Raw genomic sequence first — 13,106 nt, 5'->3', positions numbered from 1 at the left:
GCACGCGGCCGGAGGGCCACTTGTTCCGACCGGGACAACTGACGTCCGTACCCCACCAGCTCACTCGGACAGGGGTTAAACGGCCCTGAACAACTGCCGTTTCGGCTCAATAGGCGGAGTCGCCGGACAGGCAGTCCGTGACGGAGCCTTGGTTATCGACGTATCCAGTGGCTCACTTGAAGAACACCCTTGTACCGGCTCTCATGTTCATGGCATGATCTCAAGGAAAGATTCCGCGAATTATCCGTGTCTGCGCGGCCGACTCTCTGCTCGCGGGTAGGTCGGATTCAGGATCGTCCCGTGCAGCGAAATTCATTTCCCGTCCGGCGACTACTTTCCGCAAGGTCGGGACCGGGCTGCGACCCGCAGCGTCCGCTTCGATTCAACGATTTCGACATCGGTGCACGGGCGCAGGCCGCAGGCGCTCTTGTCTGTCCTGCGGCGACGGTATTACCGTAGAGTGGCATGACGGAAGGGGTTTCCGTGATAGATCTGGACATGCTCGTAGCACCTCTCACTGCTGAAGAATTCCTTCGAGGACACTGGCCGCATGTGCCGGGCTGCTTCGCCGGAGACCCCGCACGCCTCACTCCGTTGATGGAGTCGATTCCAGAACTGGCTTCCGCCAGGAGTACGATGGCGGTTTTCGAGGATCGTGTATCGATAATCCGCCCCGACGGGTTTTTCGCCAACGTACCGAACGGCAAGGCAGCATTGCCGTTCTATGACGCGGAGTTCACCTGCCTCCTGCGGAGTGCCGAGCGATTTCTGCCCGGGCTGCAGGTGGCCATCGATCAGATCTCCGGGGAACTGGGCATGCCCAGTGCCGGCTTTCATTGCGACATCTTTGCTTCAACCGGGCAGAATTCCTCGGCTTACGAGGATGCGAGTGGACTTGCGATGCACAGCGATGCCGAGGTGAACCTTGCGCTGCTGCTCACCGGACGTAAGGTGTGGCAATGGGCACCAAACGAACACGTTCGGAATCAGACCACCACGGTCCTCCGAGGTGACCGCCAGATCAACAAGTCCCACTTCACGTTCGCAGACAAATTGCCGTTCCCTACTTCGATGCCCGGCGATTCGTCGGTCGCCGAGGTGACAAGCGGCGGCATGATGTTCATGCCGCGGGGGTGGTGGCACACCACAAAAGCATACGGCGAGTGTCTCCAGGTCAACTTCGCCATGATTGGACCCACGTGGGTTTCCGTTCTTACGGAGGCTCTGTCGGATCGCCTGCTGAGGGACCCCGCCTGGCGTGAATATGCCTATGGGATCGCGGGGGCAGGTGAGCGGCGGTCAAGCGCTGAAGCCGATTTCGGCCGTCTGCTTGGCGAACTGGCTGTGTTCCTGCAGGAGGGCGCCGTCGCGAGGGAGCTGCTGAGCAGTCTGGTGCCGCAACGCGCCGATGATCAGATCCGGGCGAATAGCGCCTGACGGTAGGCGGATGTCACGTCGGGCCGCTCGGAGCTTTCTTCATCCGCACTGTCGCCGATCCGCTGGTCGAAGCCGGCAGCCATCGTGCCGTGGTGTGTGCGGACGATTCCGGCTCGTGCCGGTGCGGCAGCCCTTCATGCCCGTGAACCCTCTGTCCGTCGAACAGAAAGGACATCCATGTGGTGCACCAGACGAGTCTCGGACGGTAGGCGCGATTCCGTGCTTGGCTTGAAAAATGATGTGAGAGGGGGTCGGTGTGGCGGACGCTGATCTGGACTATTTGGTGGTGGGTGCCGGTCCAGCCGGACTTCAGGTAGCCCAACTTCTGCACGCAGGAGGGTATGACTACGAGGTGGTGGAAGAATCGGGGATGCCCGGTGCGTTCTTCGCCAGGTACCCGCGACACCGCCAACTGATCTCGGTTAACAAGCGGTACACGGGAAGCAGCGATCCGGAGTTCAATCTGCGCTCGGACTGGAACTCTCTGCTCTCGGACAGGCCGGAACTCAGATTCACTCGCTACACCGAGAGCTACTTCCCCTTCGCGGGCGACATGCTCCGCTACCTCTCCGATTTCGCTGAAAGGCAAGGCCTCCGAATCCGCTTCAATCGGCGGATCACGAGGGTTGCCCGCGCGGGGGACGGGTTCGAGGCGTGGGACAGCACCGGGGGAACGTATCGAGCACGACGGGTCGTTATCGCCACCGGCGTGAGCAGGCCAAACATACCGGAAATTCCTGGTGTTGAATTGGCGGAGCACTATACGACAGTCTCCGTCGACCCGAAGGATTTCATCGATCAGCGGGTGCTGATCATAGGTAAAGGGAACTCGGCATTTGAGACCGCCGGCAACCTGCTGGAGACGGCCGCCGTCGTCCATGTCGCCGGCCCCAACCCGGTGCGCCTGGCTTGGCAAAGCCATTACTTGGGGCATCTCCGGGCCATCAACAACAACTTCATTGACACCTCCCAGCTGAAGATTCAAAACGCCATCGTGGACGCGAGGATCCTTGGGATCGAGAAGCAAGCAGAAGGCTACCGCGTGCGATTCAAGTTCACCCGCGCGACGATGGAGCACTGCTACGACCGTGTGATCGTGTGCACTGGTTTCCGCTTCGACACCTCCGTCTTCGAGGACGAGTGCCGTCCGCAGCTCGCCGCCAACGACCGCTTTCCCGAGCTTACTGGGGCCTATGAGTCGGTCAACGTGCCGGGCATGTACTTCGCCGGGACTCTCACTCAGCAACTCGACTTCAAGGAGGGGACCAACGGCTTCATCCACGGCTTCCGCTACGGGGCCCGCGCGCTCAGCCGCATCCTGGAGCAGCGGTACCACAACGGGACCTGGCCGTACGATGAGCTTCCGTCAGAGCCTCGAGAACTGACGGCGGCTTTGATCGAGCGGATCAATCGGTCGTCCGGGCTGTTCCAGCAGTTCGGTGTGTTGGCCGATTTGCTCGAGGTGTCGGGCACCGGCCCGGTCCGGCACTACCAGGAAGTACCCTTCGGATACCTCCATGACCCGGCATTCGGCGAGGCCGAAAACACCTTTGCCGTCAGCCTGGAGTACGGGCCGGACCACGAACGGACGGATCCGTTCAAGCCCAGTCTCTCGGCCTCGGTGCTGGGCGAAGGCCACATCGACGCTTTCCTCCACCCGGTGATCCGGCACTACCGCCGGGGCGAACTCGCCGAGACGCTCCACCTCCCGGACGACCTCGAGAACGAATGGCGCCGACCGGACGTCCACATCAGACCGCTCGAAGCCTTCTTCACCCGCACGATCGCAGCCGCCCGGGCCGTGCGCCAGTAAGACGGTCTCCTACGCGGTGAGGCGGACGCATGACGCGCACCCAGTCGGACGGCGGCGGTCCTGCGTGTACGGGATCGGCGAGAACACGGTGTGATGCACCTGGGCATCGCCCGCGGCTCCGCGGATCTCGCAGGTGTCTGCCAAGAGCCGTGTGATCAGCTCTTTGTGCGGACAGTCCACCCACAGCGGCCGGCGGTCGGTGATATTCGCCGACCGCTGCCGCTTGCCGCTGGAGAGGCATTCCACCGAACCGGGCCACCAGTGGCTTCCTGCAGTCCCGTTCGACGCGGGCTCGACACGGACGCGGGGCCCGTTCGGGTGTCAATTCCGGTCCTGTGCTCGGTGGCCACCTTCGACGTTGATGAACAGTGCTCGTTCCCGAGGGCTTTGAGCATGGAGGTCTCCACGACCCTCCCAGAGCACACCCCGGTCGGCGGACACGTCTCCCCCTGCGCCCCGGAACCCCCAGGCTCCTCCACACGCATGCCGACCAGGAGTTGACCTTGACCGCACGAGCAGATGCCCTCATACCCCGTCCTCTGCTGTTCTGGACCGGCGTCGTCCTGACCTGCGCCGGCGTCATCGAGCACTTATGGATGTTCGCCGACTCCGCATCGATGGATTTCGACATGTCGATGATGGAGATGTCACCGGTGATGTGGGCGGCCATGGTCGCCATCGTCGTGGGTGTGGTGATCTCGGCTTTCGCGGCGGTGCAGCCGTCCGGGACCGGTCCCGCGGTCGCCTCCGCTCCGCCTCGGCCGGTCACGGTGAACCGGCACCGCCTCATTGCCATCCTCACCTTCGCCCTGTTGGTGGACCAGATGAAGCCCGCAACCCTGGCCTTCATCTCGCCCGGCATGCGCGCCGAGTACCACCTCAGCACCACCGAGATCTCGTGGTTGCCCACGGTGGCGCTGACCGGCACCGTGCTCGGGTCACTCATGTGGGGGCGCGCGGCGGACCGTATCGGCCGCCGGGCCACCATCGTCATCGCGTCGCTGCTCTTCCTCGGTACGACGGTGTGCGGCGCCATGCCGAGTTTCGGCGGCAACCTCGTCATGTGCGCCCTGATGGGCATGGCGGCCGGAGGCATGCTGCCCGTCGTCTACGCCTTGATGACGGAGAGCCTGCCACCGGGCCGGCGCGCGGCGATCATGGTGCTCCAGGCCGGCCTCACCACCACCGGCGGCTACATGGCCGCCTCCGGGCTGGCCGCGATCCTCATCCCGCTGGCCGGCTGGCGCGTGCTGTGGTTCGCCCAGCTCCCGCTGGTCCTGATCCTGATCGCGTTCAACCGGTGGATCCCGGAATCCGCCGCCTTCACGGAACGACAGTCACGGCCCGAACACATCCCCGCTTCCGCCCTGTTCAAGCGCCCGCAGACAGCCAAGACGCTGGTCGTCAGCGCCTACGCACTGGCCTGGGGCCTCGTCTACTGGGGCTTCATCACGTTCCTGCCCAGCCAGCTCGCGTCCTCCGGCGCACACGGCATGTCCGCCACCACCCTGCTGTTCATCTCATCCCTGCTCGCCATCCCCACCTGCGCGGTCGCGGCATGGCTCTACATGCGCTGGTCGGCCAGGGGCACCATGGTCGTCTATGCGTCCCTCACCCTCACCGCGCTCCTGGTGCTGGCCGCCGTCGGCATGGACGGCAGCCGGCCCGTCCTCCTGGCCACCGTGATGCTGCTGTTCGCCGGCACCGCCGGCGTCGTCGCACTCCTTGGCCCCTACACGGCCGAGATCTACCCCTTGTCCATCCGGGGCACCGCCGGCGGATGGGCCGCGGCGGTCGGCAAGTCCGGCGGAGCCTTCGGTCCGCCCCTGATCGCCACGGTCCTCAAGGCACCGGGAGGCATGCGCACCGCCGCGGTGTTCGTGGCGTTTCCGATGGCCGTGGCAGGGATCGCCGTCGCCGTCCGCGGAAGCACCCCGCAGACCGCCGCCGAGCCCGCAGAGGACGCCGCACCACTGGACGCCGAACTCGACGACCTGGTGTGCGGCGAGGCCGTTCCCGCCCAGATCGCGCCCGCAACGCCCGTACCGGGCAAGGGAGGAACGGCGACATGAGCGGCGACGTCCAGGCATCACAACCGCGATCTTCTCCCTCTTCCTCCTGCCCAGCACGGTCACGGGCTCCTGGCCGCACGCTGACGCGCGGCCGACTGGCTGCCGGCACCGATCTGGGCGCGGCTGCGGAGCAGCGGGCCCTCGCGTCGGCAGAGGGTTGCGCGCGGCAGCCGAGTGTTTACTTGGGCGGCAGGCTCGCGGCGAAGGCGTGGCCCTCGTCGATCCACTGGCCGAGCACCTCGTCCTCTGCGACGGCGGAGCCCGCGACCACGACCCAGCCGCGCATCGGGCGACCGGTCATGTCGAAGATTCTCGTGCCAGGCCGGGCCAGAGCCTGCTCGGTGGCGTCGGGGCCGACCCGGACCATGAGGTCGTCGCCGGTCACGCCGACGGCCATGTTGCCGCGGTGGAGGAACGCGATGCCACCGAACATCCGCTTCTCGGTGATGTCGGGGTCTGTGTCCAGCCGTTCCCGGATTCGCTCGGCCGGCCCTTCGTCATACGCCACTACGCGCCTCCTTCACGGTCGGACAGTCGGCGTTGGAGGTCGCGCAGGTCTTTGGTGAGGTTGGACCGGACCAGACGGGCGAGCAGAGGCCCCGCGACGCCGTAGAAGCCGCCCGGTCCTCCTCGCACACGGATACCGGCCAGGGTGCCGCGCGGGTGGGGCTCGAAGGCATAGGTGACATGCATCGGCATCGGTCCGCCGACAGAGATCATGTCCAGCAGTCGCGGCGGCTCGTACGCGGCCACGCGCAGGACGTAGTCGATGCGCCGCGTGAGGAAGTACGCCGTGCGGGTGATCTCGGCGCCCACGCCGAACCCGCCGCCCGCCGCCGGTCGGGTCAGCTCAGCCGTACGGATCCCTTGGGTCCACTCGGCGTCGTGGCGCCAGTCCATGGCGTAAGCAGCCACTTGCCCGGGCGGCAGCGGGATCACGCGTCTCACCGTCACGTCGATTGCCACGAGGGCAGGATCCCAGCCGACGCCGGCGGGCGCGCGGTCGGCGATCGAAGGCGCGAGCGGTATCTCCCGCCAGGCCCTGCCGCTTCGACGTACTCGCCGCGCACGGCCGTGGAAGAACGCACCCCTTCTGACGGGGGTGACGCGACCACGAGGCACGGGGTCTGGAGATCACCGAGGCAGTGGTTCCGCCGTTCGGCTGGAGACGGGCACCGGCTTGCACTTCAGACACGGACAGCCCACCTGACCCGTGCCAGCTTGCGGGCGTCCTGTCTGTCCGGCACGGGTCGTGGCATCGAGGGCCGTCCTTGTGCGAGCGCGGCTCGAAGACCGGAGGAGACGGCCGATGGCGAGTGGCGGACGGCCGTCGGGTCCGGCCCCATCCGGAGGGTCGCGACGCCGGAGACCGGACATCCGCCGAACGGTGTTGCACGTGCTGCAATGGCGCGTGCGGGCCCGGCCCGGCCAAGACGCCGGAGGTGTCGTCAGCATAAAGTCAGTAACACACGTATCCGTCATAACGGACACGTGAGAGGTGATGTCATGGATGGTATTGCCGACATGGGAGGAACCCCTGGCTGGGGTCCCGTGCAGCCACCGAGAAAGACCGAACCCGTCTTCGCGGAGTCCTGGCAGGGCCGGGCATTCGCACTGGCAATCCTGTCCAATCGGGTGTCCGGAGGAAATCTCGACTCCTTCCGGCACGCGCTGGAGCGCCTGGACAGGGCCGCCTACCTCGAGGAGGGCTACTACGGGCGCTGGCTCAACGCCGGAGAGCTGAGACTCCTCGACAGCGCCATCTTGGCACCTGGTGCGGTCGACGCCCGCGCCCGCAACCTCCGCGGCGAGCAGGTGGAGGAGCCCCCGGTCCCGGAGCCGGCCAAGCCCGACTATGCGCCCACCGCCGAGGGCACGCTGCGCTCCCTGGACACTGGGCCCGCCTTCGGCGTCGGTGAGCACGTGCGCGCGAAGGACATGTCGCCGCCTGGACACACCAGGCTGCCGCGCTATGTGCGAGGGCATGTCGGCGTTGTCGACATCGTTCAGCCCGCCGGCGTGCTGCCGGACACCAACGCCCACTTCCTGGGCGAGAACCCGCAGTACGTCTATTCGGTGCGGTTCGACTCCCACGAGCTGTGGGGCGCCGACGCCGAGTCCTTCGACCTCACCATAGAGCTTTTCGAGAGTTACCTGGAGGCAACCTCATGACCACCACCAGCGGACCGGACGAGGCCCTTCCCACAGCTCTGCGCACCGAGGCGCTCGAGCAACTGCTCACCGAGCGGGGCCTGATCGACCCGAAGACGATCGATGGGATCATCACCACCTATGAGACCAACGTCGGCCCGCTCAACGGCGCCAAGGTCGTCGCCAGGGCCTGGACCGACCCGGAGTACCGTCGCCGGCTGCTCGAGGACGGCACGGCCGCCATCAGGGAACTGGGCTTCGGAGGGTTTCAAGGCGAGCACATCGTCGTCGTGGAGAACACCCCCACCACGCACAACGTAGTGGTGTGCACGCTGTGCTCGTGCTACCCCTGGCCGGTGCTGGGCCTGCCGCCGGTCTGGTACAAGGACCCGGCCTACCGCGCGCGCGTGGTGAAGGAGCCCCGCACGGTGCTGTCCGAGATGGGGCTCGACCTGGACGACGAGGTGCAGATCACCGTCCGTGACTCCAGCAGCGAGGTGAGGTGGCTGGTCCTGCCCGAGCGTCCGGCCGGCACCGAGCACCTGACCGAGCAGGAGCTCGTGCCGCTGGTGCCGCGGGACGCGATGGTGGGCGTGGCGAAGGCGGCGGCACCATGAGCGCGCCGCTGGACATCGAGGGCCCGGCCGCACCGCCCCGTTCCAACGGGGAGCTCGTCTTCGCCGAGCCGTGGGAGAGCCGCGCCTTCGGCATGGTCGTCAGCCTGTACGAGGCGGGCGCGTTCACCTGGCCGGAATTCCAGGCCGCACTGATCGCCCGGATCACGGCCTGGGAAGCCACGGCGGCGCCCGGCGAGCCGTACAACTACTACCAGCTGTGGCTGGCCGCCCTCGAGGACGTCCTCGCCGGCCTGTGCGCCGTGTCCCCGGACGAAGTCACCACACGCACCCGAGCTCTGGCACAACGCCCCGCAGGTCACGACCACTCCGACGGCCACGACTACCCGCACTGAGCCACAACCACCTCCCGCCCCGAGATGGTCGAGAACGGTCAGTCAGGATGCCCGACCCGGCGAAGCACACCTACAACCCCCGTGAACGGCTGGCGCGTTACTGCCTGTGAGCCGTGTCGGCCGCCCAGCGGATGTGTGACGCCGGGGCACTCCCTCGCCGTCGCGCTCGCTTTCGCCGTCGCGCCGCCGCTGCCGCCGGACCCGAAGTAGTACCAGCCCCCACGGCTGTGCCGACGGTAAAGCGCTGCTTGTCGTTCCAGCGCGGGGGATGGGTGATGACCGGCCCGAGCCGTCCGCCGGGACGTCGATCATCGATGAGGCGGGCACGTCTCCGGAAGCCGTCCGGCCGGTCGGGGCTACAGGTAGTCCTCCAGGCGGGCGACCGCGAAGCCCTGTTCCTGGATATGACGCAGCAGGTTCGCCGTCATCCGGGTCATCGTCGTGCCCTTGAGCTCGGACGGCCCGCGGAAGTGGGCCAGAATGATGTCGCCCGGGTGGAGCTTGTGGTCGGCGCGCTGGTACTGCATGTTCTGGATCTGCATGGACTCGCGCCAGAGAACGATTGCCTGGAGACCGCAGGACGCCGCGGCGGCCCGGGTGTTCTCGTTCCAGTTGCCGTAGGGCGGACGGAACAGCCGGGGCGCGGTGCCGTACCGGGCCTTCAGCTTCTCCTGCTGGCCGCAGATCTCGTGCTTTTGAGCGGCCGCGCCCAGGGTGCGGAGGTTCGGATGAGTCAGCGTGTGGTTCTGGACGCCGTCGCCGAGTTGTTGGAGCTTCGTGAAGTAGCCGTAGTCGGATCGGATGACGGAGTCCGTCAGGAACATCGTGAAGGGGATCTTCAGCTCTCGCATCATCGTCACGAACTTCGGGTCCTTCTCGGCCCCGTCGTCGAACGTGAGGAAGACGATCTTCATGTTCGTGGGTATCTCGCTGATCACCGGCAGCCGGCCTCCGGTAGCCGGGCGCCCCGTCGGCTTGGTCGCAGGCGGCGCGGGCGGGGCGGCCAGGGGCTTGATGCCCCACTTGCGGTAGGCGGCCTCGGTGCCCGCCTGTGCACCCGCGTCGCCACCGGGAGCCTGTGCGGACGGTACCGAGCGGGGCTGCGTGGCGGGAGGAGAGTCCGCCGGGCGTTGGGCCGTGCAGCCCGTCGCAAAGCCCGTCGCGAGAAGGGCGCAGGCCAGCGCCGCCCCCCTGATCCACCTGTCCACCGTGCGCCACCCCATGTCGTCCGTACGCCTCAGCCTGTCCTCCTTGCTTGATGGCGAACGGATGTCCGAGGTTCCGTAACGGACCGCTGCTGTAACGGACGGCTGCTGTAACGGACGGCTGCCGTGACGCGTCCGCGCAGAGAAGCGCCAAGTCCGCCGTGACCGCCGAGGGCGGCACCGTCTTCGGGCAAGGGCTCGCTGCAGGTCGCCGCCGCGGGCAACGCCAACTACTACATGGCCGGCGGTCCTCAACGAGTTCCACCTCCGGAGGTTCCCGGCCGACGAGGATGGCGTCCAGCCGCTCCTCCGGCCCCACCCGTCTGATCCCGGGGGCCACGCCGACCGGGAACGCTCCGGCCTTGCCGGTGTAGTGCACCAGCTCAGTCTGCGCCGGTGTCAGCCGACGTACGTGAACCGCTGGTATGACAGCCCGTTGTACCCGAACGCACGCAGTCCGAAGCCGATGCTGTCGTCCATCACGCGGCCGGTGTTCTGATTCTTGAACGTCGCCGTCCCGTCGGACTGGTAGACGATCGTCCACCGCTGGTACGACAGGTAGTTGCAGCCGAAGGCGCGCAGGCCGTAGTCGGTGCTGTCGTCGATGCAGCGGCCGGTGTTCTGGTTCTGGATGACCCAGGAGCCGTCGGACTGGTGGTACCAGTTGAAGTTCTGGTAGTTGAGCCCGTTGCAGGTGAACGCGCGCAGACCGTAGTCCCAGGAGTCGTCCACGCAGCGGCCGGTGTTCTGGTTCTTGAGCGCGTAGTGGTAGGTCGTGCCGTCGGCGATGGCCGGTTTCTTGGGCTTCGGGGTGGCGGCGTGCGCGGCCGTGGCGCCGGTCACCAGCAGTGCCGCTGTGGCGAGCACGGCTGCCGCCGATCTTGCGGCGCGGGTGACGAGGGCAGTGCGCAGGTGCATGATGGTCCTCCCCTTGAGGGTGGCCCGCCTGGTCGAGGGCAGGCATGGGCGCGCGGCCGTGCGCTCTGGTGCCGGTCAGCACCCGGCCGCGCGTGCCTCGCACACGCTAGGCGCTCTGCCATGAACGCTTCAATGCGGTGTGCGGTGCACTATCCGGTATGGCCGGTTCCGTGCGATCTGTTGACGAGCCATCTCATGTGGCCAATCGCCGGTGGTAGAGGAGAGTGCATTCTCAGGTCGCGCATGTTCACCGAGTCAGTCGCACATCGCGTCCACTCCAACTCGCCGCGAGATCCCGGCTCGTCGAGCACCAAGCGGTGCAGTGTGGCCCCGACTGCCGACCCGGCCGGGACGTCAGCTCACCGCCTGTTTCACCAGCGCGGCGATCCGTGCCTCTACCTCGGGCGTCACCTCGGTCAGGGCGAATCCGGCCGCCCACATGGGGCCGTCGTCCAGCTTGGCCTGGTCGCTGAACCCGAGCGTTGCATAGCGTGCCTTGAACTTTTCCGCGCTCTGGAAGAAGCAGACGACCTTGCCGTCCAGCGCGTAGGCGGGCATCCCGTACCAGAGCTTCGGCGCGAGGACCGGTGCGCCGGCCGTGACGACGGCGTGCACGCGCTCGGCCATGATCCGATCCGAGTCCTGCATCTCGGCGATCTTCGCGAGCACGTCCCGCTCCGCCTCCGCTGCCTTGTCCGCACGCGAGCTCCGGCGTGCGGACTTCTTGAGCTCTCGGGCGTGGTCCTTCATCGCGGCCCGTTCCTCGGCCGTGAACCCCTCGTACGCGCTGCTTTCGGCGCTGCTCATGGCAGACGTCCCCCCTCAGGATCTCGATGTACGGATCTTGAGTGGGGACCATACCCCGGCTCACCGACACCGGGCCCGGGGCAGCGCAGCCGGTCGTCGGCCGGTTCGGCTTCCGCTCAGCGGATGTCGGTGTGTATTTCGAGGCGGGTGCCGTGGCGAAGGGTGATGGACACCAGGTCGCCAGGGGCGTTCAGTTCCAGACGGTGCCAACGGCCGCGCGGGACGATCACGGCGGTGCCGGCCGGCACTCGCCCCAACTCCTCCGCGCCGCCGGGGGCGGTGGGGCGAAAGTAGAGACGCACACCGCCGGTCAGGCAGCACACCGCCTCCTCTGCGGCGGGGTGCATCTCCCAGTAGTCGGACTGGACATCGGCGTCGGTCTCCACGTGGAAGGTGGCGATCTGCCAGGCGCCGGGCCGGCCGCTCGTCATCTGCCGTGCGTCGGCGTTGATTTCGCCGTCGGGGCGAAAGTGCAGAGCCGATGCGAAGAGGTCGATGGCGTTGGTCGTCATGAACGTGTTCCTTCCAACCGGTGGTTTTTGCGAACAGGGGCGTGCGGGGCGGGTTCGGTGGTCTGTCGGCGGGGCAGGACGGTGGTCGCTACGGCCGCGGCGAGCAGGAAGAGGGCGGCGGTGACCGTCAGGGCCAGGGCGTAGCCGCCGTTGAGCGCGGCGGGAGTGCCCGCCGTGCCCGTGCGATGTGCGGCCACAGTGGCGAGAGCGGCGAGGCCGATGCAGCCGCCGAGTTGGCGGGAGCTGTTGAGGAGGCCGGAGGCCATGCCTGCTTCGTGCCCGGCCACCCCGGTGGTCGCGGCAGCCGCTACCGGCGCCAGGACCAATCCGGCGCCGATGCTGGTGACCAAGGACGGGCCGAGCACGTCGGCGAGGAAGCTGCCGCCGGGGCGGATCATGGCGAACCGGGCCAGGCCCGCGGAGGCCAGCAGGGCACCCGGGACGAGGGCCACGCGGGGGGAGCGGTGGGCGGTGATGCGGGTGGCGACGACGGTGCCCGCGACCAGACCGACGGAGAAGGGCAGGAACGCGGCGCCGGTGGCTGCGGGGCTCATGCCGAGCACCTGCTGCAGATACAGGGAGACGAAGTAGAACGCGGTGAACTGCCCGGCCGCGGCCAGGAACACCAGTACGTTCGCGCCGGTGACCCAGCGGCTGCGCAGCAGGCCCAGGCGCAGCAGCGGTGCGGTGGTGCGCGACTCGGCGTAGACGAAGGCGGCCAGCAGCGCGGCGCGGCCGCGGCGGCAAGGGTGGCCAGAGTGGTGGCGGATCCCCACCCGTGGGTGTCAGTGCGGACGACCGCGAACACCAGGAGTCCGATGCCGCCGGTCGCGAGGACCGCGCCCAGGGCGTCGAGCCTCTCGCGTCGGGCCGGTTGCACTCCGGCAGGCACGCCTGCGGGAACCAGCGCGAGGGCCGCCGCCACGATGGGCAGGTTGACCAGCATCACCCAGCGCCATCCCGCGTACTCGCTCAGCAGGCCGCCCGCCAGCACGCCCAAAGCGTCCGAGCGACGGCAGCCCGGCGCCGCTCCGACGAGGACCGGACGACCTACCGCGAGCAGGTTTTCCTGCAGATCGACGAGCGCGAACTTCCGCGCCTGGCGCAGGTCGCAAACCACTGGGCGTCGCTGACTGCCGAGGACACCTACCTGAACGGGCTACGGTCGCTGGTGGACGGCCTCGTCAGCGCCCGCTGACCGCGCAGTCGGCGGTTCCCGCA

General features: G+C 67.6%; 12 protein-coding genes and 2 pseudogenes. 7 read left to right on the top strand and 7 right to left on the bottom strand.

Annotation, left to right across the window (positions count from 1 at the left end; genetic code table 11):
* Positions 1 to 465 precede the first annotated feature (465 nt).
* From AB0A61_RS24370 to AB0A61_RS24360, 3 genes are all read left to right on the top strand, one after another.
* Positions 466 to 1,437 (top strand): cupin-like domain-containing protein, encoded by a 972-nt coding sequence (locus AB0A61_RS24370; protein WP_361295881.1) that lies wholly within the window; start codon positions 466 to 468, stop codon positions 1,435 to 1,437.
* Between the two features lie 256 nt (positions 1,438 to 1,693).
* A complete protein-coding gene (locus tag AB0A61_RS24365) occupies positions 1,694 to 3,250 on the top strand; it encodes an NAD(P)-binding domain-containing protein (protein WP_361295878.1) in 1,557 nt (518 codons plus the stop codon).
* A 503-nt stretch (positions 3,251 to 3,753) separates the two neighbouring features.
* Positions 3,754 to 5,322, top strand: coding sequence for an MFS transporter (locus tag AB0A61_RS24360; RefSeq protein ID WP_361295875.1), 1,569 nt, complete (start codon positions 3,754 to 3,756; stop codon positions 5,320 to 5,322).
* Positions 5,323 to 5,500: 178 nt separating this feature from the next.
* Here AB0A61_RS24360 and AB0A61_RS24355 read toward each other — a convergent pair whose 3' ends face one another.
* Entirely contained in the window at positions 5,501 to 5,830 is a 330-nt protein-coding gene (locus tag AB0A61_RS24355) for a TfoX/Sxy family protein (RefSeq protein WP_361295872.1), read from the bottom strand.
* Positions 5,830 to 6,288, bottom strand: coding sequence for an SRPBCC family protein (locus AB0A61_RS24350; RefSeq protein WP_361295869.1), 459 nt, complete (start codon positions 6,286 to 6,288; stop codon positions 5,830 to 5,832). The genes AB0A61_RS24355 and AB0A61_RS24350 overlap by 1 nt, the downstream gene beginning before the upstream one ends.
* A 540-nt stretch (positions 6,289 to 6,828) precedes the next feature.
* Here AB0A61_RS24350 and nthB point away from each other — a divergent pair.
* From nthB to AB0A61_RS24335, 3 genes are read left to right on the top strand one after another with little or no spacing between them, the layout of a single operon-like run.
* Entirely contained in the window at positions 6,829 to 7,494 is a 666-nt protein-coding gene (nthB, locus tag AB0A61_RS24345) for a nitrile hydratase subunit beta (protein WP_361295866.1), read from the top strand.
* Positions 7,491 to 8,090 carry a nitrile hydratase subunit alpha gene (gene nthA / locus AB0A61_RS24340; RefSeq protein WP_361295863.1) on the top strand — a complete coding sequence of 200 codons (600 nt, stop codon included), beginning with the start codon at positions 7,491 to 7,493 and terminating at the stop codon, positions 8,088 to 8,090. Before nthB ends, nthA begins: the two co-directional genes overlap by 4 nt.
* Positions 8,087 to 8,443: a nitrile hydratase accessory protein gene (locus AB0A61_RS24335; protein ID WP_361295860.1), complete on the top strand. Its 357-nt coding sequence runs from the start codon at positions 8,087 to 8,089 to the stop codon at positions 8,441 to 8,443. Before nthA ends, AB0A61_RS24335 begins: the two co-directional genes overlap by 4 nt.
* A gap of 356 nt (positions 8,444 to 8,799) precedes the next feature.
* Here the strand turns inward: AB0A61_RS24335 and AB0A61_RS24330 are convergent, their stop codons facing one another.
* The 5 genes and pseudogenes from AB0A61_RS24330 to AB0A61_RS24310 form a co-directional block, all read right to left on the bottom strand.
* Entirely contained in the window at positions 8,800 to 9,666 is an 867-nt protein-coding gene (locus AB0A61_RS24330) for a polysaccharide deacetylase family protein (protein WP_361295857.1), read from the bottom strand.
* 381 nt (positions 9,667 to 10,047) lie between these two features.
* Positions 10,048 to 10,566, bottom strand: a complete 519-nt coding sequence (locus AB0A61_RS24325; protein WP_361295854.1) for an RICIN domain-containing protein — start codon at positions 10,564 to 10,566, stop codon at positions 10,048 to 10,050.
* A gap of 354 nt (positions 10,567 to 10,920) precedes the next feature.
* Positions 10,921 to 11,373: a hypothetical protein gene (locus tag AB0A61_RS24320; RefSeq protein ID WP_361295852.1), complete on the bottom strand. Its 453-nt coding sequence runs from the start codon at positions 11,371 to 11,373 to the stop codon at positions 10,921 to 10,923.
* Positions 11,374 to 11,489: 116 nt separating this feature from the next.
* Complete coding sequence (locus AB0A61_RS24315) at positions 11,490 to 11,885, bottom strand: cupin (RefSeq protein ID WP_361295850.1); 396 nt, start codon at positions 11,883 to 11,885, stop codon at positions 11,490 to 11,492.
* Positions 11,882 to 12,888, bottom strand: a pseudogene (locus AB0A61_RS24310) (MFS transporter); the annotation flags it as partial. The gene AB0A61_RS24315 and the pseudogene AB0A61_RS24310, both read right to left, overlap by 4 nt.
* On the opposite strand from AB0A61_RS24310, the pseudogene AB0A61_RS24305 reads away from it, so the two are divergent.
* Positions 12,889 to 13,083 (top strand): annotated as a pseudogene (locus AB0A61_RS24305) (TetR/AcrR family transcriptional regulator); the annotation flags it as partial.
* Between the last annotated feature and the right edge of the window lie 23 nt (positions 13,084 to 13,106).

This window comes from Streptomyces sp. NPDC046197 (genome assembly GCF_040646295.1).
Classification (GTDB): domain Bacteria; phylum Actinomycetota; class Actinomycetes; order Streptomycetales; family Streptomycetaceae; genus Streptomyces.
Note: the sequence above shows the minus strand (reverse complement) of the source record. Positions and strands in the feature narration are given on the sequence as shown.

Coding starts and splice junctions, on each gene's coding strand:
- nthB (WP_361295866.1), top strand. CDS start 6,829: ATGGATGGTATTGCCGACATGGGAGGAACCCCTGGCTGGGGTCCCGTG.
- AB0A61_RS24315 (WP_361295850.1), bottom strand. CDS start 11,885: ATGACGACCAACGCCATCGACCTCTTCGCATCGGCTCTGCACTTTCGC.
- AB0A61_RS24320 (WP_361295852.1), bottom strand. CDS start 11,373: ATGAGCAGCGCCGAAAGCAGCGCGTACGAGGGGTTCACGGCCGAGGAA.
- AB0A61_RS24335 (WP_361295860.1), top strand. CDS start 8,087: ATGAGCGCGCCGCTGGACATCGAGGGCCCGGCCGCACCGCCCCGTTCC.
- AB0A61_RS24330 (WP_361295857.1), bottom strand. CDS start 9,666: ATGGGGTGGCGCACGGTGGACAGGTGGATCAGGGGGGCGGCGCTGGCC.
- AB0A61_RS24370 (WP_361295881.1), top strand. CDS start 466: ATGACGGAAGGGGTTTCCGTGATAGATCTGGACATGCTCGTAGCACCT.
- AB0A61_RS24325 (WP_361295854.1), bottom strand. CDS start 10,566: ATGCACCTGCGCACTGCCCTCGTCACCCGCGCCGCAAGATCGGCGGCA.
- nthA (WP_361295863.1), top strand. CDS start 7,491: ATGACCACCACCAGCGGACCGGACGAGGCCCTTCCCACAGCTCTGCGC.